The organism is Mesorhizobium sp. dw_380 (genome assembly GCF_018588885.1).
Lineage (GTDB): Bacteria > Pseudomonadota > Alphaproteobacteria > Rhizobiales > Rhizobiaceae > Mesorhizobium.
This window is the reverse complement of record NZ_JAFFIW010000006.1, coordinates 48191-74810: the sequence shown is the minus strand read 5'-3', so window position 1 is coordinate 74810 and position 26620 is coordinate 48191. Positions and strand designations below refer to the sequence as shown.

Sequence of the window (26620 nt, the reverse complement as noted above, 5' to 3'; positions counted from 1 at the left end):
CTCAGCGCTCCGCGTCATAATTGGTCATCACGGTGTAGAACACCCACGACAACAACAGGATGATAAGGAAGTAGACCAGCGACATGGCCGCCGCCGGGCCGAGGTCGAACTGGCCGAGCGCCGTCTTGACGAGGTCGATCGACAGGAACGTCGTCGAATTGCCGGGACCGCCGCCAGTGACGACGAAGGGTTCGGTGTAGATCATGAAACTGTCCATGAAGCGCAAAAGCACGGCGATCAAAAGCACGCGCTGCATCTTCGGCAACTGGATGTAACGGAACACCGCCCAGCGCGAGGCGCCGTCGATCTTGGCGGCCTGATAGAAGGCGTCGGGGATCGAGACCAGGCCGGCATAGCAGAGCAGCACGACGAGGCTGGTCCAATGCCAGACGTCCATGACGATGATCGTCACCCAGGCATCGAACGGATCCTGCACATAATTGTAGTCGATGCCGATCGCATTGAGATAATAGCCCAGCAGGCCGATGTCGTTGCGTCCGAACACCTGCCAGATGGTGCCGACGACGTTCCACGGGATCAGCAGTGGCAGCGACATCAAAACCAGGCAGACCGGAACGCCCCAGCCCTTTTTCGGCATGTTGAGCGCGATGAAAATGCCGAGCGGCACCTCGATGGCCAGGATGATGAAGGAGAAGATCAGATTGCGCACCATCGCTTCCCAGAAGCGGCTGGACGAGAGCAGTTCCTCGAACCATTCGGTGCCGGCCCAGGTGAAGACATTGTTGCCGAACGTGTCCTGCACAGAGTAGTTGACGACCGTCATCAGCGGGATGACAGCCGTGAAGGCCACCAGCACCAGCACCGGCAGCACCAGGAACCAGGCCTTGTTGTTCCAGGTCTTGTCCATCTATGCCCCCATCTCGACACGCCAGGAATCGGCATAGATGTTGATACCGGCCGGGTCGAACCGCACCTTCGGTTCAGCCGGGACCGTTTCGTCCTCGCCGATCACGGCCGCGATGTCCCGGCCTTCCAGCTTGGCGCGCACCACCTTGTGGCGACCGACGTCTTCGACCTTGCTGATCGAGACAGCCATGCCGTCGCGGCCGAGCCGCACATATTCAGGACGGATGCCGAGTTCGACTGCGCCGCTGCCGGCTTTGGGCGAGCCCGGCAATTCGATCCGTTGCGAGCCGAGCATTGCCGTCTTGCCTTCGATCGCCACCGGCATGACGTTCATGCCCGGCGAGCCGATGAAATAGCCGACGAAGGTATGGCGAGGCCGCTCGAACAACTCCGCCGGCGTGCCGATCTGGACGATGCCGCCATCATACATGACCACGACCTGGTCGGCGAAGGTCAGGGCCTCGGTCTGGTCGTGGGTGACATAGACCATGGTGTAGCCGAAGCGGCGGTGAAGCTGCTTCAACTGCGAGCGCAGCACCCACTTCATGTGTGGGTCGATGACGGTCAGCGGCTCATCGAACAGGATGGCGTTGACGTCGGAACGCACCAGCCCGCGGCCGAGCGAGATCTTCTGCTTCTGGTCGGCGGTCAGGCCCCTCGCCTTCTTCTTCGCCCAGGAGGTCAGGTCGATCATCTCCAGCGTCTCGCGCACCTTGCGGTCGACGTCTGCTTCCGGCACGCCACGATTGCGCAGCGGAAACGCCAGATTGTCGTAGACGGTCATGGTGTCGTAGATGACCGGGAACTGGAACACCTGCGCGATGTTGCGCTCCTGCGTCGAGAGCGTGGTCACGTCCCTGCCATTGAACAGCAACTGGCCATGCGAGGGGTGAAGCAGGCCCGAAATGATGTTGAGCAGCGTGGTCTTGCCGCAGCCGGATGGTCCCAGCAGGGCGTAGGCGCCGCCGTCCTCGAAAATGTGGTGTACTTCCCGCAGCGCGAAATCGGCATCCGTTCGCGGATATGGCAGGTAGGAATGCCTGACATGGTTGACGTCGATGCGCGCCATATCGTCCTCCTCAAGCCGCCAGCTTCGGTGCGGTCACGGCGCGGCCGTGCCCGTCGAAGACCATGATGTGGCGCGGATCGATGAACACCTCGACCACCGCGTCGATTTCGAAATCGCGGATGCCGTGGGTCAGCATCACCCAGCGCGCATCGGCGAAATCGAGATGGATGAAGCTCTCGGACCCGGTGATCTCGGTGATGGTGACCTTTGCCCGCACCGGCACGGCGCCGGCATTGGGCCGTTCGAGCGATAGATGGTGCGGCTGGAAGCCGATCGTGTAGTTGCCGTCAGCAACGCCGACGAGTTCGGAGGGCACCGGCAGCTTCACCCCGCCTTCGAGCAGGAAGTCGGCGCCCTTCTTGGCCAGCACAATGGTGTTGAGCGGCGGATCGGCGAAGGTTCGAGCCGTCACCAGGTCGACCGGCCTGCGGAAGACGTCGATGGTCGGTCCGAACTGGGTGATGCGGCCTTCCGACAGCGTTGCCGTATTGCCGCCGAGCAGCAGCGCCTCGTGCGGCTCCGTCGTGGCATAGACGAAGATGGTGCCGGTGGCGGCGAATATCCTCGGCAGTTCGGCGCGCAATTCCTCGCGCAATTTGTAGTCGAGATTGGCAAGCGGCTCGTCGAGTAGCACCAGGCTGGCGTTCTTGACGATGGCGCGCGCCAGTGCGGTGCGCTGCTGCTGGCCGCCCGACAGGCTGAGCGGCGTGCGGTCGAGATAGGGCGTCAGCTTGAGCAACGCCGCGGCCTCGCGGACCTGGCTGTCGATCTTGCCCTGCTCGACGCCGGCCACCCTGAGCGGCGAGGCGATGTTCTCGTAGACGGTCATCGCCGGATAGTTGATGAACTGCTGGTAGACCATGGCGATCTTGCGCTTCTGCACCGGCGTGCCAGTGACATCATGGCCGTCAAACCAGACCGAACCCGAGGTCGGCACATCGAGGCCGGCCATCAGCCGCATCAGGCTGGTCTTGCCGGAAAGCGTAGGCCCAAGCAGAACGTTGAGCGAGCCGTGCTGAAGCGTCAGCGACACGTCGCGTATATGCTCGACCGCGCCGACCGTCTTGGTGACGTTCCTCAGTTCAAGCATGACGCCTCCTCCCAGGCTTTTTGCATCAGCTCAAAACCCTCTTCATTCGGCGGCCGCGACATGCCGCCGGCTTATGCCGTTCATGAATTCATCAAGCGCCGCGACCTGCTCGCGGCTAAGGTGCAGGCCGCGCTTGGTCCGCCGCCACAACACGTCTTCCGCCGTGATTGCCCATTCGTTTTCAACGAGGTAACGCACCTCGGCCTCATAGAAATCGCCACCGAAATTGCGGCCGAGTTCGGCATTCGACTTGGCAAGGCCGAGCAGAGCCTGTGCACGCGTCCCGTAAAGCCGGGTCAGCCGGCGGGCAAGACGCGCATCGAGGAACGGATAGGCCGCCTTCAGCTTCGCAACCTGCGCGTCGAAACCGGTCGCCGGGAAATCGCCGCCCGGCAGCGGCGCGTCCGATGTCCACGGCTTGCCACGCTTGCCGAGAAAACCCTCGATCTTCTCCAGCATCGATTCGGACAGCCGGCGATAGGTGGTGATCTTGCCGCCGAACGCATTCACGATCGGCGCGGCGCCCTCGCCGCCATCGGCCTTCAGCACATAGTCGCGCGTCGCCTCCTGCGCCTTGGAGGCGCCGTCATCGTAGAGCGGCCGCACCGCCGAATAGGTCCAGACAATGTCGGAGCGCTTGACCGGCTGCGCGAAATATTCGCTGGCCGCGGCGCAGAGATAGTCGATCTCGGTCTCGCTGATCTTCACATCGTGCGGATCGCCGGGATAGTCCTGGTCGGTGGTGCCGATCAGCGTGAACTCTTCCTCGTAGGGAATGGCGAAGATGATGCGGCCATCCTTGTTCTGGAAAAAGTAGGCGCGCGGATCGTCGAATTTCTTGGCGATGACGATATGGCTGCCCTGCACGAGGCGGACATTGTGCACATCGTTCAGGCCGACGACGCCGGAAAGCACATGGTCGACCCATGGCCCGGCCGCATTGACCAGCAGCCGCGCCTTGACCTCTTCGGTCTCACCGCTCCGCAGGTTTTCGATCTCGATTGTCCAAAGACCGTTTTCGCGGCGCGCTGCAACCACCTTCGTGCGGGTCCGGATCGTTGCGCCCCGGTCGGCGGCATCGCGTGCGTTGAGCGCCACCAGCCGCGCGTCGTTGACCCAGCCATCCGAATATTCGAAAGCCTTCTTGAACAACGGCTTTAAAGGCTTGCCCGCCGGATCGCTCGCCATGTCGAGCGTCCTGGTCGCCGGCAGCAATTTGCGCCCGCCAATGTGGTCGTAAAGGAACAGCCCGAGCCTGATCAGCCATGCAGGACGCAGGCCCTTGGCATAAGGCAGCACGAAGCGCATCGGCCAGATGATGTGCGGCGCGTTCTTCCACAGAACCTCGCGCTCCATAAGCGCTTCGCGCACCAGGCGAAATTCGTAGAATTCGAGGTAGCGCAGTCCGCCATGGATCAGCTTGGTCGAGCCGGAGGAGGTTCCGCTGGCGAGATCGTTCATCTCGGCCAGAAAGACAGAAAACCCGCGCCCAACGGCATCGCGGGCAATGCCGCAACCATTGATGCCGCCCCCTATGACGAAAATGTCATGGATCGAAGATGCGTCCACTAATTCCTCCAACGATTTCGCATTGCACCATTTTTTGGCCTTTACGAAACCGTGTCGGAATTATTTCGAAATAGGAACGAATGTCAAACGAAATGTCGCGAGCCGGTGAGAAGCCCGTGGTTGGGCCTCGAAGCCACTTAACCGAGGGATGTTTCAATCAGTTGAACCTCGGCCTCCTGGCAGATCTTGCGCACCGACGGGATGTCGCAGCGGTCGGTGATGAAGGTGTTGACCTGTGACAGGTGGCCGATACGCACCGGCGCAGTCCGTTCGAACTTGGTCTGGTCGGAGACCAGGATCACATGCCTGGCATTGGCGATAATTGCCTGCGCCACCTTCACCTCGCGGAAATCGAAGTCGAGCAACGCGCCGTCATGGTCGATGGCCGAGGCGCCGATGACGGCATAGTCGACCTTGAACTGCCTGATGAAATCGACCGCTGCTTCGCCGACGACGCCGCCGTCCGAGCCACGCACCACCCCGCCCGCGATCACCACCTCGATCGACGGATAGATGCGCATCCTGTTGGCAACATTGATATTATTGGTGATGACCATCAGGCCGTTGTGGTCGAGCAATGCCTTGCTGACCGCCTCCGTCGTGGTGCCGATGTTGATGAACAGCGAGGCATTGTCGGGGATCAGCCTGGCCGCGGCACGGCCGATCGCTTCCTTCTCGTCCGCCGCTATCTTGCGCCTCGCCTCATACTCCATGTTCTCTATCCCGGAGGGGAACAAGGCCCCGCCATGGACACGCGAAAGCAGCCGCTGGTCGCACAAATCATTAAGATCCTTACGTATGGTCTGCGGCGTCACGTTAAAATGGGTGGCCAGATCATCGACCAGCACACGGCCATGATCCTTGGCCATCTGGATGATCTCGGCATGACGCGGCGACAGATACATAAGGCAAGCTCCCGTTTTCGTTTTTCTTGTCTATAGCCGAAAACGAAAGCAATGAAAAGGCATAAGCCGGCTAATGAAAATTACGTGATTGCAAAGGCAAACCTCTGCGCAATTGCTTCCGGACTTGATCAGACCATGCCGCGCGCGATGTCGGTGATGACGGCAAAAGCGGCATCGACGTCACCAGCGGTCGTCTCGAACTGGCCGACCTGGAACCGGATTGCCACCTGCCCGTCGACCTTCGTCTGCGTCAGGTAGATGCGCCCATCGTCGTTGATCGCATTGACCAGCCGCAGATTGTGCTCGTCGGCATCGGCCTTTGGAGCCGCCTTGTGCCGGAACGAAAACAGCGACAGCATCGGTTTGCTGACGATCTCGAAATCGGGCTCCTTAGCCAGCCGCGCGGCAAGGCCTTCGCTCCAGGCGACATGGTTGCGGATCATGGTGCGCAGGTTTTCCAACCCGTGGGCGCGCAGCAGGAACCACAATTTCAGGGCGCGAAAGCGGCGGCCGAGCGGCACCGACCATTCCGAATAGTTGATGATGCCGTCACGTCCATGCGTCTTGAGGAATTCGGGCTTGATCGCCAGCGTGCGCACCAGGTCTTCCGGCTGTCGCAAGAACTGGATGGAGCAGTCGAACTGCGCTCCAAGCCATTTGTGCGGGTTGAAGACGATAGAATCCGCCTGTTCGGCGCCGGCCCAGAAATGACGATATTCCGGGCAGATCATTGCCGATCCGGCCCAAGCGGCATCGACATGCAAATAGAGCCCATGCCGGCGCGCCACACTGGCGACCGCCGCGATATCGTCCGTGCCGCCGATGCTGGTTCCGCCGACGCTGCCTATGATGCCGGCAGGCAGCATTCCAGCCGCCCGATCAGCGACGATTGCCGCTTCCAGAGCCGCTGTATCCATGGCGCGAAAACGGTCGGCGACAGGAATGCGCACCAGATTGTCCTCGCCGATACCCGAAACCCAGATCGCACGGTCGATCGAAGTGTGCACCTGATCCGAGGAATAGATGCGCAACCGCGCCTGCCCGGTCAGCCCTTTTTTGTTGCCTTGCCAGTCCAGCGCCCGCTCGCGCATGGTCAGCACGGCGTTGAGTGTCGCCGACGAAGCAGAATCCTGGATCACGCCGGAGAAGCCTTGGGGCAGGCCGAGCGCCTGGCGCATCCAGTCGACGGTGCGGGTTTCGAGCTCGGTTGCCGCCGGCGAGGTCTGCCAGAGCATGCATTGCGCGGCCATCGCCGACACCAGATATTCCGCCACCACCGAAACCGGCGCGGCGTTGGCCGGGAAATAGGCGAAGAAGCGCGGATGCTGCCAATGCGTCATCCCCGGCACGATCTTCTCCTCGAAATCGGCGAAGATCCTGTCCATCGGTTCCGCGCTTTCCGGCGGCGAGGCTTCTATGCTCCTGAAGATGTCGCCCGGCTCGACCAGCGGCCGCACTGCCCGCTCGCGCAGCGTGTCGCGATAGTCGGCGCCCCAATCGGCAGCACGCCGCGACCATTGCCGGAACTCATCATTGTTCATCCTGTCCTCCCGACACGATCGCAATGCCGGCACTCTTCACCCGGCTTCAAAGCCCATTGCTAATTAACATGTGAATATATTCGACAACTGTCGATCGCTGCACGCGCCCTACCCCGGGAAATCCGGCAGGCTGGCAAAGGCCGACTTCAGCGCGCTCGACCAGCCGTCCGAAATCGTACGGTAATACTGGTCGTCCTGAGCGATCCGCTTCTTCAGGCCGACCTTGAAAGCGTCCTTCTCCAGGAAGAGCAGGTCGAGCGGCAAGCCGACCGACAGGTTCGACTTCAGCGTCGAATCGAACGACACCAGAAGGAGTTTCACCGTCTCGGCCAGGCTCATCGTCTTTTCATAGGCGCGGATGATGATCGGCTTGCCATATTTAGTCTCGCCGATCTGGAAAAACGGCGTGTCATCGGTCGATTCGATGAAATTGCCCTCGGGATAGATCATGAACAGGCGGGGCGGACTGCCCTTGATCTGGCCGCCCAGGATGAACGAGGCATTGAAATAGGAATCGGCCTTCTCGCCGGCGGGCGATGACTGCGCGATCACTTCCTTGACCGTATCGCCGACCATTCGCACTGTCTGATACATGGATGGCGTTTCAAGCAATGTCGCATGGCGGTCCGCCACTGCCTTGGTGCGCTCGTCGAGCAGGCTGACCACGGCTTGCGTGGTCGCTAGATTGCCGGCCGACATCAGCACGATGACGCGCTCGCCCGGCTGTTCCCAGACATGCATCTTCTTGAAGGTAGAGATCGAATCCATGCCGGCATTGGTGCGCGTGTCCGACATGAACACGAGCCCACGATCGATCTTGAGGCCGACGCAATAGGTCATGGAATCTCTTAAGGCGGCAAATCCTATTGGATTACTGCTCTACCGTGACGGTGACCGCAAGCTGTTCTTCCGCCTGTCCCAGTCGAATTCCCGACACCGGCGAGGCGTCGCGGTAGTCGCGACCGGTGGCCACCTTCACATAGCGTTCGTCGGGGGAAATACCGTTGGCAGGATCGAAGGCAACCCAGCCCAGACCCTGAACATGCGCTTCGGCCCAGGCATGGCTTGCCGCTTGCTCGACAGCATCCATCATCAGATAGCCGCTGACGTAGCGCGACGGAAAACCCATGGCGCGCGCAGTGGCGGCGAAGATGTGGCTATGATCCTGGCAGACCCCGGTTTTCAGCATCAAGGCTTCCTCGGCCGAGGTCGTCGCGCTGGTGGTTTCCGGTGTATAGGCGACGCGCTCGCCGATGGCAGCCATCAGCCGATGCAGCCTTTCAAGGTCGGTGCCCTTGCCGATCGCTTCGGCAAGATCTCGGATGCCGCTGCCTATGGTGGTCAAAGCCGTCTCCTGCGTGAACAGCCACAGCGGCGCGAAGCCCTGATGCGGCCCGCAAACGCCTGATGTATCGCGCGTCACCACCTCGCCCGACGCCTCGACCGTGATCAAGTCATGGTCACCCTCGACGCTCAGCAGCCTGTTGTCATTGCCGTACTGGTCGGTGAACCGCACTTCCTCACGCGCGCCTTCGATCTTCAGCGCCCAGGACAGCACAGTTTGGGTCGGCCCGCTCACCGGAAGCAGCCGAAGCCTCTGGAGCAGATATTGCACCGGGGCATCGTAGCGGTATTCGGTCCGGTGGGTGATCTTGAGCCGCATGGCTTCATTTTCCGTTTGTAAGAATGAGCCTGTCCGCAAACCGTTTCCGCTTTGCCGGATCATGCTCAGTAAAACCGGTAGTCCTGCGCGATCTCGTCGCCGAGCCTGGTGTTGTCGCGAATGAACCCGGCCAGGAATTCATGCAGGCCGGCATCGAATATGTCCTTGATCGACCCCGCCCTCAGCATGGCCTGCGTCTTCTCCGCCGTTGCGTGGCAGGCATGGCGCTCGCCATAGTCGTCGCCGAGGAATTTCAGGTGTTCGGCCAGGAATCGATAGCAGAAGGTCAGCGACCGCGGCATGCGCACATTGAGGATCAGGTAATCGGCGATATTGGTCGGCTTATAGTCGGCATCATAGACCCAGCGGTAGGAGCGGTGCGCCGATACCGAGCGCAGGATCGATTCCCACTGGTAGTTGTCCAGCGTCGAGCCGACCCAGGAGATCGACGGCAACAGCACATAGTATTTCACGTCGAGGATGCGCGCCGTGTTGTCGGCGCGCTCGACATAGGTGCCGAGCTGCGAGAAGTCGAAGATCTCGTTGCGCAGCATGGTGCCGTAGAACGAACCGCGGATCAGCGCCGTCTCGCGCTTGATCGCGTCGAGCACACTCGGCAGGTCGCGCTCGTCGATCGGCCTCGCCAGCATCCGTTTCAGCGCCATCCAGGCTTCGTTGATGCTTTCCCACGTCTCGCGCGTCAGCGCCGTGCGCACCATGCGGGCATTGTTGCGGGCGGTCTCGATCGAGGACATCGTGCTCGACGGGTTCGACGTGTCGCGCAGCAGAAAATCGGCGACATTGGCGGCCGTATAATCCGAATATTTCTGCTTGAAGGCGACGTCGGAGCCGGCGCTGAGCAGCACCGAATTCCATTCCTCCGACGCGCTTTGGGTGCGGGTCAGCGCCATGCGCAGACCGGCATCGACCAGCCGCGCCATGTTTTCGGCCCGCTCGATATAGCGGTTCATCCAGTAAAGCCCGTTGGCGGTGCGGCCGAGAAGCATGGGAAGGCCCTTCGGGCTAGTGAGTAGGAATTAGTGCGTAGGAATTAGTAAGTATTTGAATTTCAATGGAATATGACATTCGCTTTCCCTTTTTTACTCGCTACTCACTACTGACTATTCCCTACTCACTCATCTCAATCATCCAGCACCCACGTATCCTTCGTCCCGCCGCCTTGCGAGGAATTGACCACCAGAGAGCCTTCCTTCAGCGCAACGCGCGTCAGTCCGCCGGGTACGATCTGGATGCGGTCGGAGACCAGCACATAGGGCCGGAGGTCGACATGGCGCGGCGCCAGCCCCTTATCGGTCAGGATCGGGCAGGTCGACAGCGCCAGTGTCGGCTGGGCGATGTAGTTGGAAGGCTTCGCCGCCAGTTTCTTGGAAAACTCCTCGCATTCCTTCTTGGTCGCCGCCGGCCCGACCAGCATGCCGTAGCCGCCGGATCCGTGCACTTCCTTGATCACCAACTCGTGGATGTGTTCAAGCACATATTTCAGGCTGTCCGGTTCCGAACAGCGCCAGGTCGGGATGTTGCCGAGGATCGCCTTGCGGCCGGTGTAGAATTCGACGATCTCGGGCATGTAGGAATAGATCGCCTTGTCATCGGCGATACCGGTTCCCGGCGCATTGGCGATGGTGATGTTGCCGGCCCGGTAGACGTCCATAATCCCAGGTATGCCAAGGGCCGAATCCGGCCTGAAGGTCAGCGGGTCGAGGAAGGAATCATCGACGCGGCGATAGAGCACATCGATCTGCTTGTAGCCTTCGGTCGTGCGCATCGCGACATGGCCGTCGACGACGCGCAAATCCTGGCCCTCGACCAGTTGCACGCCCATCTGGTCGGCGAGGAAAGCGTGTTCGAAATAGGCGGAGTTGAAACTGCCGGGCGTCAGCACCGCGATGGTCGGCGCGCCCTTTGTCCTCTGCGGGCGAACCGCCGCCAGCGACTGGCGCAAAAGCTGCGGATAGTTCTCCACCGGCCGCACCTTGATCTTCTGGAACAGCTCGGGGAACAGCTGCATCATCGTCTCGCGGTTCTCCAGCATGTAGGAGACGCCCGACGGCGTGCGCGCATTGTCCTCCAGCACGTAGAATTCGTCCTCGCTGATGCGCACGATGTCGACACCGATAATGTGGGTGTAGACACCGGCCGGCGGGCGCACGCCGATCATTTCGGGCAAAAAGGCTTCGTTCCTGGCGATCAATTCCTTGGGAACGCGGCCGGCGCGCAGGATTTCCTGGCGATGGTAGATATCATCGAGGAAGGCGTTCAGCGCCTGCACGCGCTGTTCGATGCCTTGCGTCAGGCGCCGCCACTCATTGCCTGAAATGATGCGTGGAACGATGTCGAACGGAATGAGCCGCTCGGATGCCTCCTGCTCGCCATAGACGGCGAAGGTGATGCCGGTCTTGCGGAAGACGCGTTCGGCGTCCTGCATCTTCTCAGTAAGCCTGGCTGGATCCTGCTCCTTCAGCCAGCGATCATAAGCCGAATACGGTCTTCTAAGCCCGGAGACCTCCGGAAGCATCTCATCAAACGCTGCCAATCGCATACTCCCCTGTGACGCCATTTCACTGGCGTCGCCGGAGAAAATCAAGCGCAATCGGTGATTTGTGGGAAGCGGACGATCAGTATGTTGCGCCTGCCTAAAATTGAGGCAGCCGAAATACCGCCTTGATCAGGCTTTGCCTCGTGCCCGGGCAAATACGTTTGGCAGCCTAGAACGCGCGGAAGGTGACGACGGTGAACGTGTCCTTGATGCCGGGGAGAATCTGCACCTTCTCGTTGACGAAGTGGCCGACGTCTTCCTCATCATCGACATAGAATTTGGCGAGCAGATCGTAATTGCCGGCGGTCGAATAGATCTCCGAGGCGATCTCGGCATCGGCAAGCGCGCTGGCGACCTCATAGGATTTGCCCAGCTCGCATTTGATCTGCACGAAAAACGCCTTCATGGCTTCGTCCCGCTAAACGTCCAAGTCCAAGCGGCCCTTCTGGCAGACTGGAGGCGGCCTTTCAAGCGTTGGAATCGCAGCTGGCCGGCGCGGACGTTGGCTACGGCCTCACGCAGCTCCGCAACTGCCGCGCTTGAACAGCGTGCCACCGATCACCAGTGCCGGCGTGCCTACTGTTTGAAGGCCGTTGCCGTCGAGGCGAGATGAATTTCACCGTCACTGAAACCGTGAAGCGCCGCCAAGCGTATGTTAAAATGCCTCTTGCAACAGTTTGGAGAGAGGCAGCTTCTCGAGAAACAACGGAGACAGGCCATGCGCCGCGCCTTTTTCGGATTCGCGTTCGTCATGCTGGCTTCCTCGGCATTTGCCGGCGATGCCGAGGTCAAGGCTGGCCAGGCTGTCATCGATGGCCAGCTGAAGGCCCTTATCGCCAATGACGGCGCCAAGGCCTACAGCTTCGCCGCTCCGAACGTGAAGCAGGTCTTCCCGACCATCGATGCCTTCATGGACATGGTGACCAATGGCTACCCGCCGGTGCGCCGGCCGCAGTCCTATTCCTTCGGCAAGGTCGAGCAGACGGGCCCGGGTTCGATCATCCAGCAGGTGCTGATCGTCGGCCCCGACGGCAAGGATTATGAGGCGGTCTACACGCTGCAGCAGCAGCCCGACGGCACCTTCCAGATCACCGGCTGCAGCCTGCGCGCGTCGAATTCACTCAGCACCTGAGTAGAGAACGCTTAATAGCGCGCCCTGCCGCCCGACATATCAAACACCGCTCCAGTGTTGAACGCGCTGGCATCGGAGCATAGCCAAAGCACCAATGCCGCGACTTCATCCACAGAGCCGAGGCGCCTGAGCGGACTGGCGTTGATCATGTCGTCGACGACATCGTTGCCAAGGCGCCTGATGAGCTCGGTATCGATCGGCCCCGGCGCGACGCAATTGACGCGGATATCGGTGTCACTGACCTCGCGCGACAGTGCTTTCGTGAAGGCAATGACACCCGCACTTGCCGCGGAATAGGCTGCGAGGTTCGGCAGTCCTTCCTTGCCCGCCAGCGAACCCATATTGACGATACGACCACTCCCGGCCTTGCGCATGATCGGTAGAACCTGGTGGGTGACTTCGAAAACGCCCATCAGGTTGACGCCGATGATGCGTTGCCACTCTATCGGATCGAAGGCTTCGAACCCGCGATAACTGCCAAGGTAGCCTGCATTGTTGATGACGATATCGATCCGCCTGTCATTGGCTATGATCCCAGCCAAGGCGTCCTTTATCTGGTGTGCCTTGGTCACATCGACAGTCTGGCAATGGGCGCCATCGAGAGGCAAGGGATCTGCATCCCATATCCAGACATCGGCACCGGACTGTATCAACTGTGCGGCAATGGCTTTGCCGATACCCCTTGAGCCGCCGGTCACGATCGCGGTCTTGCCGCCAAAGTCATACGTCACGGTCATGGCTTAACCCCCGACCGGACTCTGCGTCCGGACAATCGACCAGTCAATCGTTGTCAGGCAGACGCACGCTCGTTCAAAGGGCGGGAATATCGCCTCTCGCCCAGCCCTCGGTGATTTCTGCGCCGCGCGACTCAAAGGTACCGGTCTCGATCGCCGCCCGGATGTCCTGCATCAGCTTCTGATAGTAGGAAAGATTGTTCCAGGTCAGCAGCATCGCGCCTAGCGCCTCCTGCGAACGCACCAGATGGTGCAGATAGGCACGCGAATAATCGCGCGCCGCGGGGCAGTCGCTTTCCTCGTCGAGCGGGCGCGGATCGTCGGCGTGGCGGGCGTTGCGCAGATTGACCTTGCCACGCCTGGTATAGGCAAGGCCGTGGCGGCCGGCCCGCGTCGGCATCACGCAATCGAACATGTCGATGCCGCGCGCCACCGATTTCAGGATATCGTCAGGCGTGCCGACACCCATGAGATAGCGCGGCTTGTCATCCGGCAGCTCCGGGCAAGTGATGTCGAGCATCTCGAGCATCACCGCTTGCGGCTCGCCGACGGCGAGGCCGCCGACCGCATAACCCTTCAGTTCCAGGGCGCTCAGCGCTTGCGCCGATCGCACCCTGAGCGCGGCGTTGTCGCCGCCTTGCACGATGCCGAACATCGCCTTGCCCGGCTGGTCGCCAAACGCCACCTTGCAGCGCTCGGCCCAGCGCAGCGACAGCTCCATGGCGCGCTCGATCTCCTTCAGCTCGGCCGGCAGCGCCGTGCACTCGTCGAGCTGCATCTGGATGTCGGAATCGAGCAGCCCCTGGATCTCAATCGAGCGCTCCGGCGTCATTTCGTAGGCGGCACCATCGATATGGGAGCGGAAGGTGACGCCCTTTTCGGTCAGTTTTCTCAATTTCGACAGCGACATCACCTGGAAACCGCCGCTGTCGGTCAGGATCGGATGCAGCCAGCGGGCGAACTCATGCAAGCCGCCAAGCCGCGCCACGCGCTCCGCACCGGGCCGCAACATCAAGTGATAGGTGTTGCCCAGGATGATGTCGGCGCCAACGCCGCGCACCTGGTCCATATACATCGTCTTGACGGTGCCGCCGGTGCCGACCGGCATGAAGGCCGGCGTGCGGATTTCGCCGCGCGGCATGTCGATCACACCGCGCCGCGCCTTGCCGTCAGTCGCCAGAACCTTGAAGGTGAACGGCTTAGCCATTGAATTCCTTGTCATGGACCGGAGCGCTCGGAGCCTGCTTATCGAGCGACTGGCGGTATTGGATGCAGCCGCGCATGAATTTGGGCCATGGCGGCACGGCGATCGATGGCTCGGTCTTTTCCGGCAGCAGGTCCCACAGGTCGGGGTGATGCCAGCAAAGATCATGGCCTGAAGCATCGCGATGCTGGCGGATGCCGGCGCGCAATTTCTTCACTTCCGCGATCAGGCTTTCCCGATCAAGGGCCTGCAGATCATCGTCCATCGCTCATCTCCGCTCTATAAAGCAGGCTTGCGTCTCCATACGAATAGAACCTGTAGCGGTCCGCTATGGCATGCGCATATGCGGCACGCATCGTGTCGAGCCCGCTGAAAGCCGAAACCAGCATGAACAGCGTCGAGCGGGGCAAATGGAAATTGGTCATCAGCAGGTCGGCGGTGCGAAACCGATAGCCGGGCGTGATGAAAATGTCGGTCGGGCCGGACCAGGCGACCACCATGCCGTCGTCACGCGCGGCACTCTCAAGCAGCCGCAGCGAGGTCGTACCGACAGCGATGATGCGCCCGCCCCTTGCCTTGGCCGCATTCAGCGCATCGGCGGTCGCCGCGCTGACCGAGCCGATTTCGGCGTGCATCTTGTGGTCGGCGGTGTCGTCCGCCTTGACCGGCAGGAACGTGCCGGCGCCGACATGCAAAGTGACGAAGTGGCGCTCGACCCCCCTGGCGTCGAGTGCTGCGAAAAGCTCCGGCGTGAAATGCAGGCCAGCGGTCGGTGCCGCAACAGCACCTTCCTCGCGGGCATAGATGGTCTGGTAGTCCGCCCGGTCGCGTTCATCATCGTCACGCTTCGAGGCGATGTAAGGTGGCAGCGGAATGTGTCCGACGGCGTGCAGCGCCTCGTCGAGAAACGGCCCCGACAGGTCGAAGCCGAGCAGCGCCTCGCCGCCCTCGCCTTTCTCGATCACCGTGGCGTCGAGCTGGCCGAGGAAACAGGAATTGCCGTCATGGCCAAAGTGGATGCGGTCGCCGATGGCGATGCGCTTGCCTGGCCGCATGAAGGCCAGCCAGCGATCCGGCGCCACGCGCATATGCAGCGTGGCTTCGACTTGTGCCTGTGCCTCGCCGCGCCGCCTGATGCCTTTCAGCTGCGCCGGGATGACCTTGGTGTCGTTGAAGACCAGCACGTCGCCCGCCTCGAGCAAGGACGGCAGATCGCCGACCGTGCGGTCTTCGAGCGCCTCGCCCGGCTTGACCACCAGCATCCTGGCGCTGTCGCGCGGCTCCGCCGGGCGAAGCGCGATGCGCTCCTCCGGCAGGTCGAAGTCAAAGAGGTCGACGCGCATCGGAAATCAAAACAGCCGGACGAGCAGCGCTCCGGCCAAGAGCATCGCCGCGCCGGCAACGCGGCCGACCGAGATCTCACGCACCGCGACACCGAGGAAGCCGATGCGGTCGATGAGCATGCCGGCCAGCAATTGGCCGGCCACCAGGAATGCCATCAGGGCAGCGGCACCGATGCGCGGCGTCAGGATCGTGGAGAGCGTGACATAGAAACCGCCGAGCATGCCGCCGGCGACGAACAGCCAGGGCGCCGGCGCCTTCCACTCGAGCGAGATGCCTTGCAGCTTGACCACAGCGACTGCGATGATGCCGAGCACCACCGCGCCCGACAGGAACGAAAACGCAGCCGCCGCGACCGGGAGACCCAGGCCGCGCGCCAGCTGCGAATTGATCGGCGCCTGAATGGCAATGAAGGCACCGGAGAGGATGCCGAGAAGCGACCAGACGACGCCCATCATTGTCGTTTCGCCTTACTTGACGTCGGCCGCGACCTTCAGCGACACGATCTTGTCGGGATCGACCACCGGCTCGCCGCGCTTGATCTTGTCGACATTGTCCATGCCTTCGATGACCTGGCCCCAGACCGTGTACTGGCGGTTGAGGAAGGCAGCGTCGTCGAAGCAGATGAAGAACTGCGAATTGGCCGAATTCGGGTTCTGCGCCCGCGCCATCGAGCAGGTGCCACGGCCATGGTTGGCGTTGGAGAATTCGGCCTTCAGGTCCGGCTTGTCGGAACCGCCCATGCCGGCCCGCGACGGCGCGAAGCTGGGCTTGGACGAATTGCCGAACTTCACGTCGCCGGTCTGCGCCATGAAACCCTCGATGACGCGGTGGAAGACCACGCCGTCATAGGCGCCTTCCCTAGCCAATTCCTTGATGCGGGCGACATGGCCGGGCGCCAAATCGGGGAACAGTTCGATGACGACCTTGCCCTTGGTCGTTTCCATGATGAGCGCGTTCTCGCGGTCCTTGATCTCAGCCATGTCAGATATCCTTTTGATAAAACAGAATTATTTGTCGGCGGCGATGCGCACTTTGATCATCCGGTCGGGATCGGTGACCGTGCCGTTGTCCGCCTCGTCGCCCTTCTTGATCTTGTCCACCAGCTCCATGCCGCTGACGACATTGCCGACGATGGTGTACTGGCCGTCGAGCGGCGGCGCCGGCGCGAACATGATGAAGAACTGCGAATTGGCGGAGTTCGGATCCTGCGAGCGGGCCATGCCGACCACGCCGCGCTTGTAGTGCTCGGTCTGCGAGAATTCGGCCGGGAGGTCGGGCAGGTCGGAACCGCCGGTGCCGACGGCCTGGGCGTTGAGGCCCTTTGTCATATTGCCGAACTTGACGTCGCCGGTCTGCGCCATGAAGCCGTCGATGACACGGTGGAAAGCGACATTGTCATAGGCATGATCACGCACGAGCTTCTTGATCTGCGCGACATGCTTGGGCGCCAGATCGGGCCGCAACGCGATGGTGACGTCACCATCCTTGAGCGTGATGATCATGGTGTTTTCCGGATCGGCGGCATAGGCGGAGACCGATGCCGTCACGAGACCGGCAAGCACGACGAGGAACGAGGCAAGCTTTTTCAGCTGCATATCTATCTCCGGAGATCTTTGTTTTTATGCATGTCGTTGCCCCAAAACCGGGTTCCACTTTTGGGCGACATGCATCATTTCGCGAATTTGGCGGTGAGCGCGCCGGCGACCGCGGCCGGCACGAAGTGGCGGATGTCGCCGCCCATCGAGGCTATCTGGCGCACAAGTGTGGCGGTAATGGTGCGTACCGAGGGACTGGCGGGCAGAAAGACCGTCTGCAGCTCAGGCGCCATGGTCTCGTTCATGCCGGCCATCTGCATCTCATAATCCAGATCGGTGCCGTCGCGCAGGCCGCGGATCATGATCGAGGCGCCCTCTCTCCTGGCGGCGTCGATGACCAGCCCGTCGAAGGCAACCACCTTGATACGGGCGCCATCGCGGCCGAATTCGGCCCTCGTCGCGGCTTCGATCAACTGCACCCGTTCCTCGAACGAAAACAGCGGCTTCTTGTCCGGATGAATGCCGATCGCGGCATAGACGATATCGGCCACGGCCAGCGATGCCTTCAGCACATCGAGATGGCCGTTGGTCAGCGGGTCGAAGGAACCGGCATAAAGGGCGATGCGTTCGGTCATGCCGGAGCTTCTAGCGAGCCTCTCTCACAAAGGCAAATCCGATTGGCGCGCGGGCCGTGAACCTTTTCCGGCACATGAACGACAGATGAACATCCTTATCACGAAGCCTTCACGCAGCGTTCACTAGGTTGCACCTTAATAAGATGAAACCAAAATCCCATCTATCCGTTGTAAGGCGCAGGAGAACACGCACATGCTGATCTACATGCTCGCCACCGCAATGACCGTCGCCATGCTGATCGCCACCGTATTCGGGCTGCATCAGGAGGCACAACGCGTCCGCGTCAAGGCCGCCACGAAACACTTCGAAGGCTTCGGCCCTCGCAAGCCGTATCGTCACTACTAAGATCAAATTCGCCTGGACTTGCTGCCGCGCCGGCCCAGGGGCCGGCGTTGCTATGTCACTATCCGTTTACGGCTTACTCTGCGTTTTCCGGACCAGTTTCGGTCGCGGCAGCAGACTCACCACCAACCTCGACGATCTCTTCGCTTTCTTCGTCCGATTGCGGCTCAGAGATCCGCTCGACCGAAACGACCTTTTCACCTTCAGCCGTGTTGAAAATGGTCACGCCCTTGGTGGCGCGGCTGGCGAAACGGATGCCGTTGACCGGCACACGAATGACGGTGCCGCCGTCCGATACCAGCATGATCTGATCGTCATTGCCGACCGGGAAGGTCGCCACCAATTGGCCGATCTCGGCAGTTTTCGACACATCGGTGGCGCGGATGCCCTTGCCGCCGCGCCCGGTTAGGCGGAAATCGTAGGACGACGAGCGCTTGCCGTAGCCATATTCGGTCACCGTCAGCACATACTGCTCATGCGCCTTGAGCTCTTCGTAACGGCTGTCGGAAAGCTCGGTCTCCTCGCCGATCTCCTCATTGGTGAGCGCGATCTCTTCTTCCTCTCCGGCCGTCTCGGCGGCAAGCCGCCGCTCCGACGCCGCCCGCTTGAGGTAAGCGGCGCGTTCGGCCGGTGAAGCATCGACATGCTCGATCACCGACATGGAGATGATGCGGTCGGTCGCAGCCATGGTTATGCCGCGCACGCCGACGGAATTGCGGCTCTGGAAGACGCGCACGTCGCCGACGGAGAAGCGGATGCACTGGCCTGAGTTCGCCGTCAGAAGCACGTCGTCATTGTCGGTGCAGGTCTCGACGCCGAGGATCTCGTCGCCCTCCTCCTCCAGCTTCATGGCGATCTTGCCGTTGCGGTTGACCTGGACGAAGTCGGAAAGCTTGTTGCGGCGCACAGTGCCACGCGTCGTGGCGAACATCACGTCGAGTTCGCCCCAGCTCGTCTCGTCCTCCGGCAGCGGCATGATGGTGGTGATGCGCTCGCCTTGCTCGAGCGGCAGCATGTTGATCAGCGCCTTGCCGCGTGACTGCGGATTGCCGATCGGCAGCCGCCAGACCTTTTCCTTGTAGACGATGCCGCGCGAAGAGAAGAACAGCACCGGCGTGTGCGTGTTGGCCACGAACAGCCGGGTGACGAAATCCTCTTCCTTGGTCGACATGCCGGAGCGGCCCTTGCCGCCGCGGCGCTGCGCCCGGTAGAGCGACAGCGGCACGCGCTTGATATAGCCGGAATGGCTCACCGTCACGACCATGTCCTCGCGCTGGATCAGATCCTCGTCTTCCATGTCGGCACCGCCGTCGGTGAGCTCGGTGCGGCGGGGCGTGCCGAACTCGTCGCGCACGGCGGCGAGCTCGTCCTTGACGATCTTCTGGACACGCGCGCGGGACGACAAAATGTCGAGATAATCAATGATCTCGGCGCCGATCGTGTTCAATTCGTCGGCGATCTCATCGCGGCCGAGCGCCGTCAGGCGCTGCAGGCGCAGTTCGAGGATGGCGCGTGCCTGTTCCTCCGAGAGGTTGTAGGTGCCGTCCTCGTTGATCCGATGGCGCGGGTCGTCGATCAGGAGGATCAGCGATTCGACATCGCCGGACGGCCAGCGCCGCTCCATCAACTGCTCGCGCGCCGTCTGCGGATCCGGCGCGGTGCGGATCAGCTTGATGATTTCGTCGATATTGGCGACGGCGATGGCGAGACCGACCAACACATGGGCGCGGTCGCGCGCCTTGCGCAGCAGGAATTTGGTGCGCCGGGTGATCACCTCCTCGCGGAAGGAGACGAACGCCTTCAGCATGTCGGTCAGATTCATCACTTCCGGCTTGCCGCCGTTCAGCGCCACCATATTGGCGCCGAAGGATGTCTGCAGCGGCGTGAAGCGGTAAAGCTGGTTGAGGATGACGTCGGCGACAGCATCACGCTTCAGCTCGATGACGACGCGGTAGCCCTGGCGGTCGCTCTCGTCGCGGATGTCGGAAATGCCCTCGATGCGCTTGTCGCGCACCAGCTCGGCCATCTTCTCGATCATCGAGGCCTTGTTCACCTGGTAGGGAACCTCGGTGATGATGATCGATTCACGGTCATTGCCGCGCTGTTCGATGTTGACCTTGCCGCGCATGACGATGGAGCCACGGCCGGTCGAATAGGCGCTGTAGATGCCGGAACGGCCAAGCACGATGCCGCCGGTCGGGAAATCCGGTCCCGGAATGATCTCCATCAGCGCCGGCAGGTCGATCGCCGGATTGTCGATGATGGCGATGGCGCCGTTACAGACTTCGCCCAGATTGTGCGGCGGGATGTTGGTGGCCATGCCGACGGCAATGCCGCCCGAGCCGTTGACCAGCAGATTGGGGAACCGGGCTGGGAGGACCTTCGGTTCGGTATCCGACGCATCATAAGTGTCCTGGAAATCGACGGTGTCCTTGTCGATATCCTCGAGAAGCTCATGCGCGACCTTGGTGAGCCGCGATTCGGTGTAGCGCATCGCCGCTGGCGGATCGCCGTCGATCGAGCCGAAATTGCCCTGCCCGTCGATCAGCGGCACGCGCAGCGACCAATCCTGCGCCATGCGCACCAAGGCGTCATAGATCGAGGCATCGCCATGCGGATGGTATTTACCCATCACGTCGGCGACCGGGCGCGCCGATTTCACATATTTGCGGTTCCAATGGTAGCCGCTCTCATGCGCCGCATAGAGAATGCGGCGATGCACCGGCTTCAGGCCATCGCGCACGTCGGGCAGCGCACGGCTGACGATCACGCTCATGGCGTAAGAAAGATAAGAGCTCTGCATCTCCTCGATGATGGAGATCGGCTCGATGCCGGTGGGGCCGCCGTCGGCGCCGCGCGGTGTTTTTTGGTCGGTCAAATCGGATCACAATCTAATCAGGAATCACTCGATGCTTATATAGGAAGCACGGCCGAAACTCCAATGTCCGCCGCACTTTTCCAGTGTCATTTTTGATGGTGATTTCAAAAGGATACCGCTGATTGCGACGATATGGCCACCACGCTTTTTCGCTGCCACCGAGGCAAAAGCCGCCAATGGACCAACTTCCCCTAGCAGGAGCCGCGAGCCCCGTGAATTTGAGCGGTAGCTGCCTTCGCGGGCGCTGAGCGGCTGGCAGCCCTCTGGACTCAAAGGTGATCTGATGGCGGGTTGGCGGTGCGGGCCGACGCCGGACTGAACCCTAACCGAAACGCGCGCATACCGGGGCGATTGATCGGCGAGCGCGATAATTGCCCGGCGTCTCGCCCATGTCGCGTCGAAACCGACGGTTGAAAGTCGACAGGTCATTGAACCCGGCGTCGAAGGCGACCGCCGAAATCGCATCGTCCGACAGGCGCAGCCGCATCGCTGCTCGGTGCAGCCGGGTCTTGAGCAGGAACTGATAGGGCGTCATGCCGGCGACCTGCCGGAAAATGCGCAGGAAATGATAGGGACTGGTCGCCGTCTCATCCGCCAGTGCCGACAGGGAAACCGGCCCGTCGGCATCCATTTCGATCCGCCGAACCGCCTCGGCCACTCGTTTCTGATCGCGGCGGCTCGGCGCGCGCCTGACAGGCGGTGCGCCGGAAACCGTCTCCACGGCGGCGGCGGCCATGCGCAGCCCCAGTTCCTCGAAGGCGCCTGCGTCGGCTCTTTCGCGTGCGGCTTCCGCCTCGGCCAGCAACGGCGCCAAGGCCGGCAAAGGCGGCAGGCGCGCCGCGTCGAAGGCAAGCCTCCTGGCGCCCGGCACGCCGGCGACGATGCGCTCCATATAGGCCGCTCCGAAATGGAACGAGAGGCAACGGTCGCCGCTGCCATGTTCGTGCCCGCATTCATAGCATGTGCCGGAGTTGCCGAGCAGCAGCGCGCCGGGCGCCAGCATCGTGGTGCCTTGTTGCGCGCGATAGCGGAACGTGCCGCCGGTCACCGCCGCGACACAGAAATCCCGATGCTCTTCCTCGAACGGCCGGTCGCCGGCGCCGGCCGTGCAGATCACATCCGCCACGTGCCAGCCGGGTCCGGATGCGAGCGTATGCGTGGTCGCCGTCATGGCCGAAATATAGCAATTTTTCCCAAGCCCAGAACCCCGTCACCGGCTAATCCTCACGGTCTCCTGACAAAAAGAGAGCACAGCCATGTTCGACCCTTTTGCCGAAGCCCTGCACAGTCCCGGACCGATCGATGGGCTCGCCGAAAAACTGAACCTTTACGGCCGCTTCGTCGGCGCCTGGACATTCGATGCCTCACGCCACCTCGAGGATGGCACGGTGCTGACCGGGCGTGGCGAGGTCCATTTCGGCTGGGTGCTGGAAGGCCGCGCCATTCAGGACGTCTGGATCCTGCCCGCGCGGAACAGTGGTTCCCAGCCTTCCCTCGGCAACTGGACTTTCTATGGCACGACGCTGCGGGTCTGTGATCCCGGCGCGGACGCCTGGCACATCTTCTGGAGCGATCCGCGCAACCAGTATTTCAGCCGCCAGCTCGGCCGCGCCGAAGGCGACACGATCGTGCAGGTCGGCGCCGACGGCACCGGCTCTTCGGTGCGCTGGAGCTTTTCGCGCATCACCGAGAGCAGCTTCCGCTGGCTCGGCGAGCGCTCGCACGACAATGGCGCGACATGGCGGCTCGAAGTCGAGTTCCTGGCGCGTCGAGCGAATGAAGCTCCTTAAGCCTTCGAAAAGTCACTCGAAATGATAGGAGCGATCCTTCGCGCCCCCCTCTGGCCTGCCGGCAGGCCAGAGGGGGGCGCTGTCCCGCCGGCTTCCACGGCTTCGCGCACCATTTCTGTCGCCACTGTTCTCAGCGCCCAGGCTTTGCTCTATCAATTGCAGAGCTTGGGCTTCGCCCGGCGGGAGGGGTCAGCGATGCCGAGTTTCGACAGCCTGTTCAATGCCTTCGTGACCATTCTCGTGACCATCGATCCGCCCGGGCTGGCACCGCTGTTCCTAGCCGTGACGCGCGGTATGAACCGTGAGGAGCGCCAGCAGGTCTCCGTGCGCGCCTCGGTCATCGGCTTCCTGGTGATGGCGCTGTTCGCGGTCGCCGGCGCCTCGATCCTGTCGGTGTTCGGCATCACGCTGCCAGCCTTCCGCGTCGCCGGCGGTTTTCTGTTGTTCTTCATCGCTTTCGAGATGGTGTTCGAGCGCCGCCAGGACCGCAAGGAGAAGATCGGCGACGTCGCCATCACCAAGGACATGATCCACAACATCGCCGCCTTCCCGCTGGCGATCCCGCTGATCGCCGGCCCCGGCGCCATTTCGGCGACGGTGCTGCTCTCAGGGTCGTTCCAGGGTTTTGCGGCACAGGCGGCGATGGTCGGCATCATCTTCGTCTGCCTCGCCATCACCTATCTGGTGTTCGTGCTGTCGGAGCGCATCGACCGCATCCTCGGTCAGACCGGCCGCTCGATCCTGACCCGCCTTCTCGGCGTCATCCTGGCGGCATTGGCCGTGCAGTTCGTCGCCGATGGCATCAAGGCGCTGATGGCAAGCTAACGCCCGAGAAGCCGCTGCCTCACGGCCTACTTCGCCGTCGTTTCGATGACCTCGAAGTCGTGAGTGATGGTAGCGGTCTTGGCCATCATCGCGGAGGCCGAGCAGTATTTTTCGATCGACAGGGCGATTGCCCGCTTGACCTTGTCGGGCGAGAGCGCTCTGCCTTTGACGATGAAATGCATATGGATGCGCGTGAACACTTTTGGATCGGTCTCGGCCCGATCCGCGTCGAGTTCGACGACGCAGTCCTCGACTGCCTCGCGGCCTTTCTCGAGGATATGCACGACATCATAGGCCGAACAGCCGCCGGTGCCGATCAGCACCAGTTCCATCGGGCTCGGCCCCGGCGTCTTGCCCTCAGGGCTGGCGGCTGTGCCCAGCACCAGCTTATGGCCGCTGCCGGATTCGCCGACGAAGGTGCGCTCCTCGACCCATTTCACGCGTGCTTTCACCGACCTGTCCTTTCAGTCCTTGCCTGCAGTCAGGCCAAATCAACAATGCAAAACCCCGAAAGTCCATTCAGGACCCTCGGGGCGTATCGATCGCGCGGCGTCAGCCGTTCGGTCTTGCTTTCGGTCAGAACGGTTCTGTGCGGTGAAAAATGTAAACATAAGTCCCATTCATCTGATTTCTCATCGGAAACTCCTGCGCCGCTGATCACCTGTGTAAACTCGACAGGTGTAAACTAGCGTCTTTTTCGGCATCGTCACAGGGGGATTGGAAAGGGTCGTGCGGCGCAGCCGCAAGGGCCTTTCCAATTCACATGTGGCGATCAAAATGCTGCGACAGTGAAACCTCCGAGCCGGTTCCGAATGTCCCCTGCCTGCGGTCGAGGCGTCTGACCGCGGGCGCTTTCCGGCCAAAATCAACATGATGCTGCCGATCAGGCTGAGGACTACTGGGCCGAGAGCGAAAACTGCCTATCACCGTGGATATCGTGGCTCTTCAGCCGACACCAGGCGCGGCTACCTGTCCGACAACTGAAACCCAATCTTCTTGACCAGGCCCTTTCGAACGCGCATCGCGGGTCCATTGGATTTCGTTTCGGGAAGGAACTCAACGCCAAGCTCCTCCAATGCCGCCTGGACGCGCAGACTGATCTCCAGACCTACCGGCTCCCGTGCCTCGATCCGGACAATTGAGCGAGTGCTCACACGCGCCTTGTCGGCGAGTTCTTTCGGGGTGATGTCCAGGAGCGCGCGGGCCGCGCGAAGGAAGTCGTAGGATGCCTGCATGCCATAAGTTCTACCCGTAGCGAAACGTGAAGACCAGCTATCCTGTTGATAGGCGCCCCGACGCCGATATAGGCGTATGGACGCCTGGACCCGGGCGCCGTATCTATCGGGCCGTTGATTCCGCGAATCAAAGGATTCTACCCAAGCGGGATCCTTACCGGAGCATGGAGGCCCCAATGTTGCTGTTTGGCCGCGAGACGATGACCGACGCTATGTTCAACTTCCAGATCGCCCGTCTTCTCGCATTGGCCGATGACATGGAGCGCGTCCGTTGTGGCGTTCCGCCGGAAGTGATGGCGGGTGATGCGGCCCCAATTCTCGACCGATGGATCCTTGCCCAAAGGATTGTTCCCTGCCTTGCTGGGCTGTCGACCGGCCATCCCCGACTTGTCGGCCAGGACAGATTGATCGCCACAACAGATTTGTGGCTGCTCTCCGAAGACCGGGCTTGGGCACGAACGCTGTCGCGATGGTACAGAGTCGGACGTCCTGCCGAGCAGTCCGCTCTCGATTCATGAGGGCTCGCCATGACATCCAGGGATTCGACCTTCGACCGCCGCCTGAAGGCAGCGAAAGCCCGCTTGCATGAGACAGGAGGATCATCGCTTGTCGATGATCCTCCTGGGGGCAGATCAAAGCACAACTTGATGGAGCGCGGGATTCCTATGGCGAATCCTTCGGCGTCTGCATCACAGCGGCCACTCGCGTTCGGCAGGTACATAGCCAGCGAAGCGCTGCTCGGGCCTGCATCGAGTTGGCGGAATGGCTTGAGGCGACTGGTCTTCTCGACCTCTCGCCGCAGGCGAACAGCCACCAGGGAGCGGACCATTCATGAACCATCGTCGGGAAGCTAGTCGGGCCAGCCAGCTCCATCGGGCACGGCAACGATCGAAAGGATTGGGAGATGAAAAAGCGTCACACACCACGTGTCTCGCGACAGCATCGTAGCAAGAAGACGAGAGCTGTCGAGGCTGCGGGTGACTCCGGCATTTCTGCTGAAAGGGCTGCAGACGCTGTTGGCAACGCGGACAGTTTTCTCGGGAACGCGATGCTTCTGCGATCGCCGCAGCTCCAGTTCCGGATGGCCGTCCACGAAGCCGCTCATGCGGTAGCGCGCCTCCATCTCGATCTTGGAACCATCGTGAAGATCACCATCGAAGCGCCGGAAGGTGGCTATGTTGCTGGAACCATGTCGGGAGAGCAGACCGAAGCGATGCTCACGGGCGTTCTCATCGCAGCACTCGCAGGCCGCGCGGCGGAGGAAGTGATCGTGGGGTCGGTCGCCGCAGGATCCGGCTCTGAGTCCTGTGATCTTGCAGCTGCAACCGCATTGGCATTCGACATGGAGACGGTGATGGGTTTTTCGAGGAAATGGCCGCTGCTTTACCGCAAAGTCGAGGATCGGGCATCGATGCTCGCGACCGACCACGAACTGGCGACGCGGGTGAACGCCCGGCTCGAGAGCGCCTATGCCGTCGCCCGGAAAATGGTCGTCAACCAGGAGATCGCGATCGATTTCCTTGGCGAGATCTTGCTGGAGCGAAAGACGCTGGTGGGAGATGAACTGGACGCCGTACTCCAGCAAGTGAAGCAGCGGATCGTTGCGACGCCAGGGTGATCCGAAAAACGGTCGCAAAACACCGCGGTCACGTTTGCAGGATTCGTGAAGCTTTGGAGCGCCCGCGTGAATGAAATCAAGGTTTC

At 61.6% G+C, this 26620-nt stretch carries 30 protein-coding genes; 6 read left to right on the top strand and 24 right to left on the bottom strand.

All coding sequences use genetic code 11. The annotated features are described in order from the left end of the window. Position 1: 1 nt before the first annotated feature. The 11 genes from JT360_RS07910 to JT360_RS07860 form a co-directional block, all read right to left on the bottom strand. Positions 2-868 (bottom strand): carbohydrate ABC transporter permease, encoded by an 867-nt coding sequence (locus JT360_RS07910; protein WP_027044598.1) that lies wholly within the window; start codon positions 866-868, stop codon positions 2-4. Then, on the bottom strand, positions 869-1936 hold the full coding sequence (locus tag JT360_RS07905) for an ABC transporter ATP-binding protein (protein WP_214470909.1): 1068 nt from the start codon (positions 1934-1936) through the stop codon (positions 869-871). Positions 1937-1946: 10 nt separating this feature from the next. Then, the gene (locus JT360_RS07900) at positions 1947-3026 is read right to left on the bottom strand and encodes an ABC transporter ATP-binding protein (RefSeq protein ID WP_214470908.1); all 1080 of its coding nucleotides are present in this window, start codon (positions 3024-3026) and stop codon (positions 1947-1949) included. Positions 3027-3068: 42 nt separating this feature from the next. Then, positions 3069-4595 (bottom strand): glycerol-3-phosphate dehydrogenase, encoded by a 1527-nt coding sequence (glpD, locus tag JT360_RS07895; protein WP_214470907.1) that lies wholly within the window; start codon positions 4593-4595, stop codon positions 3069-3071. Between the two features lie 137 nt (positions 4596-4732). After that, positions 4733-5500 (bottom strand): DeoR/GlpR family DNA-binding transcription regulator, encoded by a 768-nt coding sequence (locus tag JT360_RS07890; protein WP_199644289.1) that lies wholly within the window; start codon positions 5498-5500, stop codon positions 4733-4735. 128 nt (positions 5501-5628) lie between these two features. After that, positions 5629-7041: a pyridoxal phosphate-dependent decarboxylase family protein gene (locus tag JT360_RS07885; protein ID WP_214470906.1), complete on the bottom strand. Its 1413-nt coding sequence runs from the start codon at positions 7039-7041 to the stop codon at positions 5629-5631. A gap of 108 nt (positions 7042-7149) precedes the next feature. Continuing rightward, positions 7150-7881, bottom strand: a complete 732-nt coding sequence (locus JT360_RS07880) for a proteasome-type protease (RefSeq protein WP_214470905.1) — start codon at positions 7879-7881, stop codon at positions 7150-7152. Between the two features lie 31 nt (positions 7882-7912). Further along, positions 7913-8704: a transglutaminase family protein gene (locus JT360_RS07875; RefSeq protein ID WP_214470904.1), complete on the bottom strand. Its 792-nt coding sequence runs from the start codon at positions 8702-8704 to the stop codon at positions 7913-7915. Positions 8705-8769: 65 nt separating this feature from the next. Continuing rightward, a complete protein-coding gene (locus tag JT360_RS07870) occupies positions 8770-9711 on the bottom strand; it encodes an alpha-E domain-containing protein (RefSeq protein ID WP_214470903.1) in 942 nt (313 codons plus the stop codon). Positions 9712-9845: 134 nt separating this feature from the next. Then, positions 9846-11258 (bottom strand): circularly permuted type 2 ATP-grasp protein, encoded by a 1413-nt coding sequence (locus JT360_RS07865; protein WP_214470902.1) that lies wholly within the window; start codon positions 11256-11258, stop codon positions 9846-9848. 172 nt (positions 11259-11430) lie between these two features. Then, entirely contained in the window at positions 11431-11667 is a 237-nt protein-coding gene (locus JT360_RS07860) for an Lrp/AsnC family transcriptional regulator (RefSeq protein ID WP_010909609.1), read from the bottom strand. 312 nt (positions 11668-11979) lie between these two features. Here JT360_RS07860 and JT360_RS07855 point away from each other — a divergent pair, with 312 nt between their 5' ends. Next, positions 11980-12393 (top strand): DUF4864 domain-containing protein, encoded by a 414-nt coding sequence (locus JT360_RS07855; RefSeq protein ID WP_214470901.1) that lies wholly within the window; start codon positions 11980-11982, stop codon positions 12391-12393. 11 nt (positions 12394-12404) lie between these two features. Here JT360_RS07855 and JT360_RS07850 read toward each other — a convergent pair whose 3' ends face one another. The 8 genes from JT360_RS07850 to coaD all read right to left on the bottom strand — a co-directional run bounded on the left by JT360_RS07850 (position 12405) and on the right by coaD (position 17845). Further along, positions 12405-13130 carry an SDR family NAD(P)-dependent oxidoreductase gene (locus tag JT360_RS07850; RefSeq protein ID WP_214470900.1) on the bottom strand — a complete coding sequence of 242 codons (726 nt, stop codon included), beginning with the start codon at positions 13128-13130 and terminating at the stop codon, positions 12405-12407. Between the two features lie 73 nt (positions 13131-13203). Beyond that, positions 13204-14334, bottom strand: a complete 1131-nt coding sequence (tgt, locus tag JT360_RS07845; RefSeq protein WP_214470899.1) for a tRNA guanosine(34) transglycosylase Tgt — start codon at positions 14332-14334, stop codon at positions 13204-13206. Then, positions 14327-14596: a hypothetical protein gene (locus tag JT360_RS07840; RefSeq protein WP_214470898.1), complete on the bottom strand. Its 270-nt coding sequence runs from the start codon at positions 14594-14596 to the stop codon at positions 14327-14329. Before JT360_RS07840 ends, tgt begins: the two co-directional genes overlap by 8 nt. Further along, complete coding sequence (gene queA, locus JT360_RS07835) at positions 14586-15674, bottom strand: tRNA preQ1(34) S-adenosylmethionine ribosyltransferase-isomerase QueA (protein WP_214470897.1); 1089 nt, start codon at positions 15672-15674, stop codon at positions 14586-14588. The genes JT360_RS07840 and queA overlap by 11 nt, the downstream gene beginning before the upstream one ends. A 6-nt stretch (positions 15675-15680) precedes the next feature. Then, positions 15681-16130, bottom strand: a complete 450-nt coding sequence (locus JT360_RS07830) for a DMT family transporter (protein ID WP_214470896.1) — start codon at positions 16128-16130, stop codon at positions 15681-15683. A gap of 12 nt (positions 16131-16142) precedes the next feature. After that, entirely contained in the window at positions 16143-16655 is a 513-nt protein-coding gene (locus tag JT360_RS07825) for a peptidylprolyl isomerase (protein ID WP_214470895.1), read from the bottom strand. A gap of 27 nt (positions 16656-16682) precedes the next feature. Further along, a complete protein-coding gene (locus JT360_RS07820) occupies positions 16683-17177 on the bottom strand; it encodes a peptidylprolyl isomerase (RefSeq protein WP_250888676.1) in 495 nt (164 codons plus the stop codon). 167 nt (positions 17178-17344) lie between these two features. Next, positions 17345-17845: a pantetheine-phosphate adenylyltransferase gene (gene coaD, locus JT360_RS07815; RefSeq protein WP_214470893.1), complete on the bottom strand. Its 501-nt coding sequence runs from the start codon at positions 17843-17845 to the stop codon at positions 17345-17347. Between the two features lie 193 nt (positions 17846-18038). Between coaD and JT360_RS07810 the strand changes: the two genes are divergently transcribed. Continuing rightward, positions 18039-18191, top strand: a complete 153-nt coding sequence (locus tag JT360_RS07810; RefSeq protein ID WP_214470892.1) for a hypothetical protein — start codon at positions 18039-18041, stop codon at positions 18189-18191. A gap of 73 nt (positions 18192-18264) precedes the next feature. On the opposite strand, the gene gyrA is transcribed toward JT360_RS07810, so the two are convergent. The 3 genes from gyrA to JT360_RS07795 form a co-directional block, all read right to left on the bottom strand. After that, entirely contained in the window at positions 18265-21066 is a 2802-nt protein-coding gene (gene gyrA, locus JT360_RS07805; protein WP_214470891.1) for a DNA gyrase subunit A, read from the bottom strand. Positions 21067-21090: 24 nt separating this feature from the next. Continuing rightward, positions 21091-21243, bottom strand: a complete 153-nt coding sequence (locus JT360_RS07800) for a hypothetical protein (RefSeq protein WP_214470890.1) — start codon at positions 21241-21243, stop codon at positions 21091-21093. Between the two features lie 145 nt (positions 21244-21388). Beyond that, positions 21389-22237, bottom strand: coding sequence for a helix-turn-helix transcriptional regulator (locus JT360_RS07795; protein ID WP_214470889.1), 849 nt, complete (start codon positions 22235-22237; stop codon positions 21389-21391). Between the two features lie 85 nt (positions 22238-22322). On the opposite strand from JT360_RS07795, the gene JT360_RS07790 reads away from it, so the two are divergent. After that, the gene (locus JT360_RS07790; protein ID WP_214470888.1) at positions 22323-22856 is read left to right on the top strand and encodes a hypothetical protein; all 534 of its coding nucleotides are present in this window, start codon (positions 22323-22325) and stop codon (positions 22854-22856) included. Positions 22857-23051: 195 nt separating this feature from the next. Beyond that, the gene (locus JT360_RS07785; protein ID WP_214470887.1) at positions 23052-23681 is read left to right on the top strand and encodes a MarC family protein; all 630 of its coding nucleotides are present in this window, start codon (positions 23052-23054) and stop codon (positions 23679-23681) included. A 26-nt stretch (positions 23682-23707) separates the two neighbouring features. Here the strand turns inward: JT360_RS07785 and JT360_RS07780 are convergent, their stop codons facing one another. Continuing rightward, entirely contained in the window at positions 23708-24133 is a 426-nt protein-coding gene (locus JT360_RS07780; protein WP_214470886.1) for an OsmC family protein, read from the bottom strand. Between the two features lie 513 nt (positions 24134-24646). Beyond that, a complete protein-coding gene (locus JT360_RS07775; protein WP_140750205.1) occupies positions 24647-24916 on the bottom strand; it encodes a hypothetical protein in 270 nt (89 codons plus the stop codon). Positions 24917-25092: 176 nt separating this feature from the next. On the opposite strand from JT360_RS07775, the gene JT360_RS07770 reads away from it, so the two are divergent. Further along, the gene (locus JT360_RS07770; protein WP_214470885.1) at positions 25093-25434 is read left to right on the top strand and encodes a hypothetical protein; all 342 of its coding nucleotides are present in this window, start codon (positions 25093-25095) and stop codon (positions 25432-25434) included. Positions 25435-25820: 386 nt separating this feature from the next. Next, on the top strand, positions 25821-26534 hold the full coding sequence (locus tag JT360_RS07765; RefSeq protein WP_214470884.1) for an ATP-dependent metallopeptidase FtsH/Yme1/Tma family protein: 714 nt from the start codon (positions 25821-25823) through the stop codon (positions 26532-26534). Positions 26535-26620: the final 86 nt, after the last annotated feature.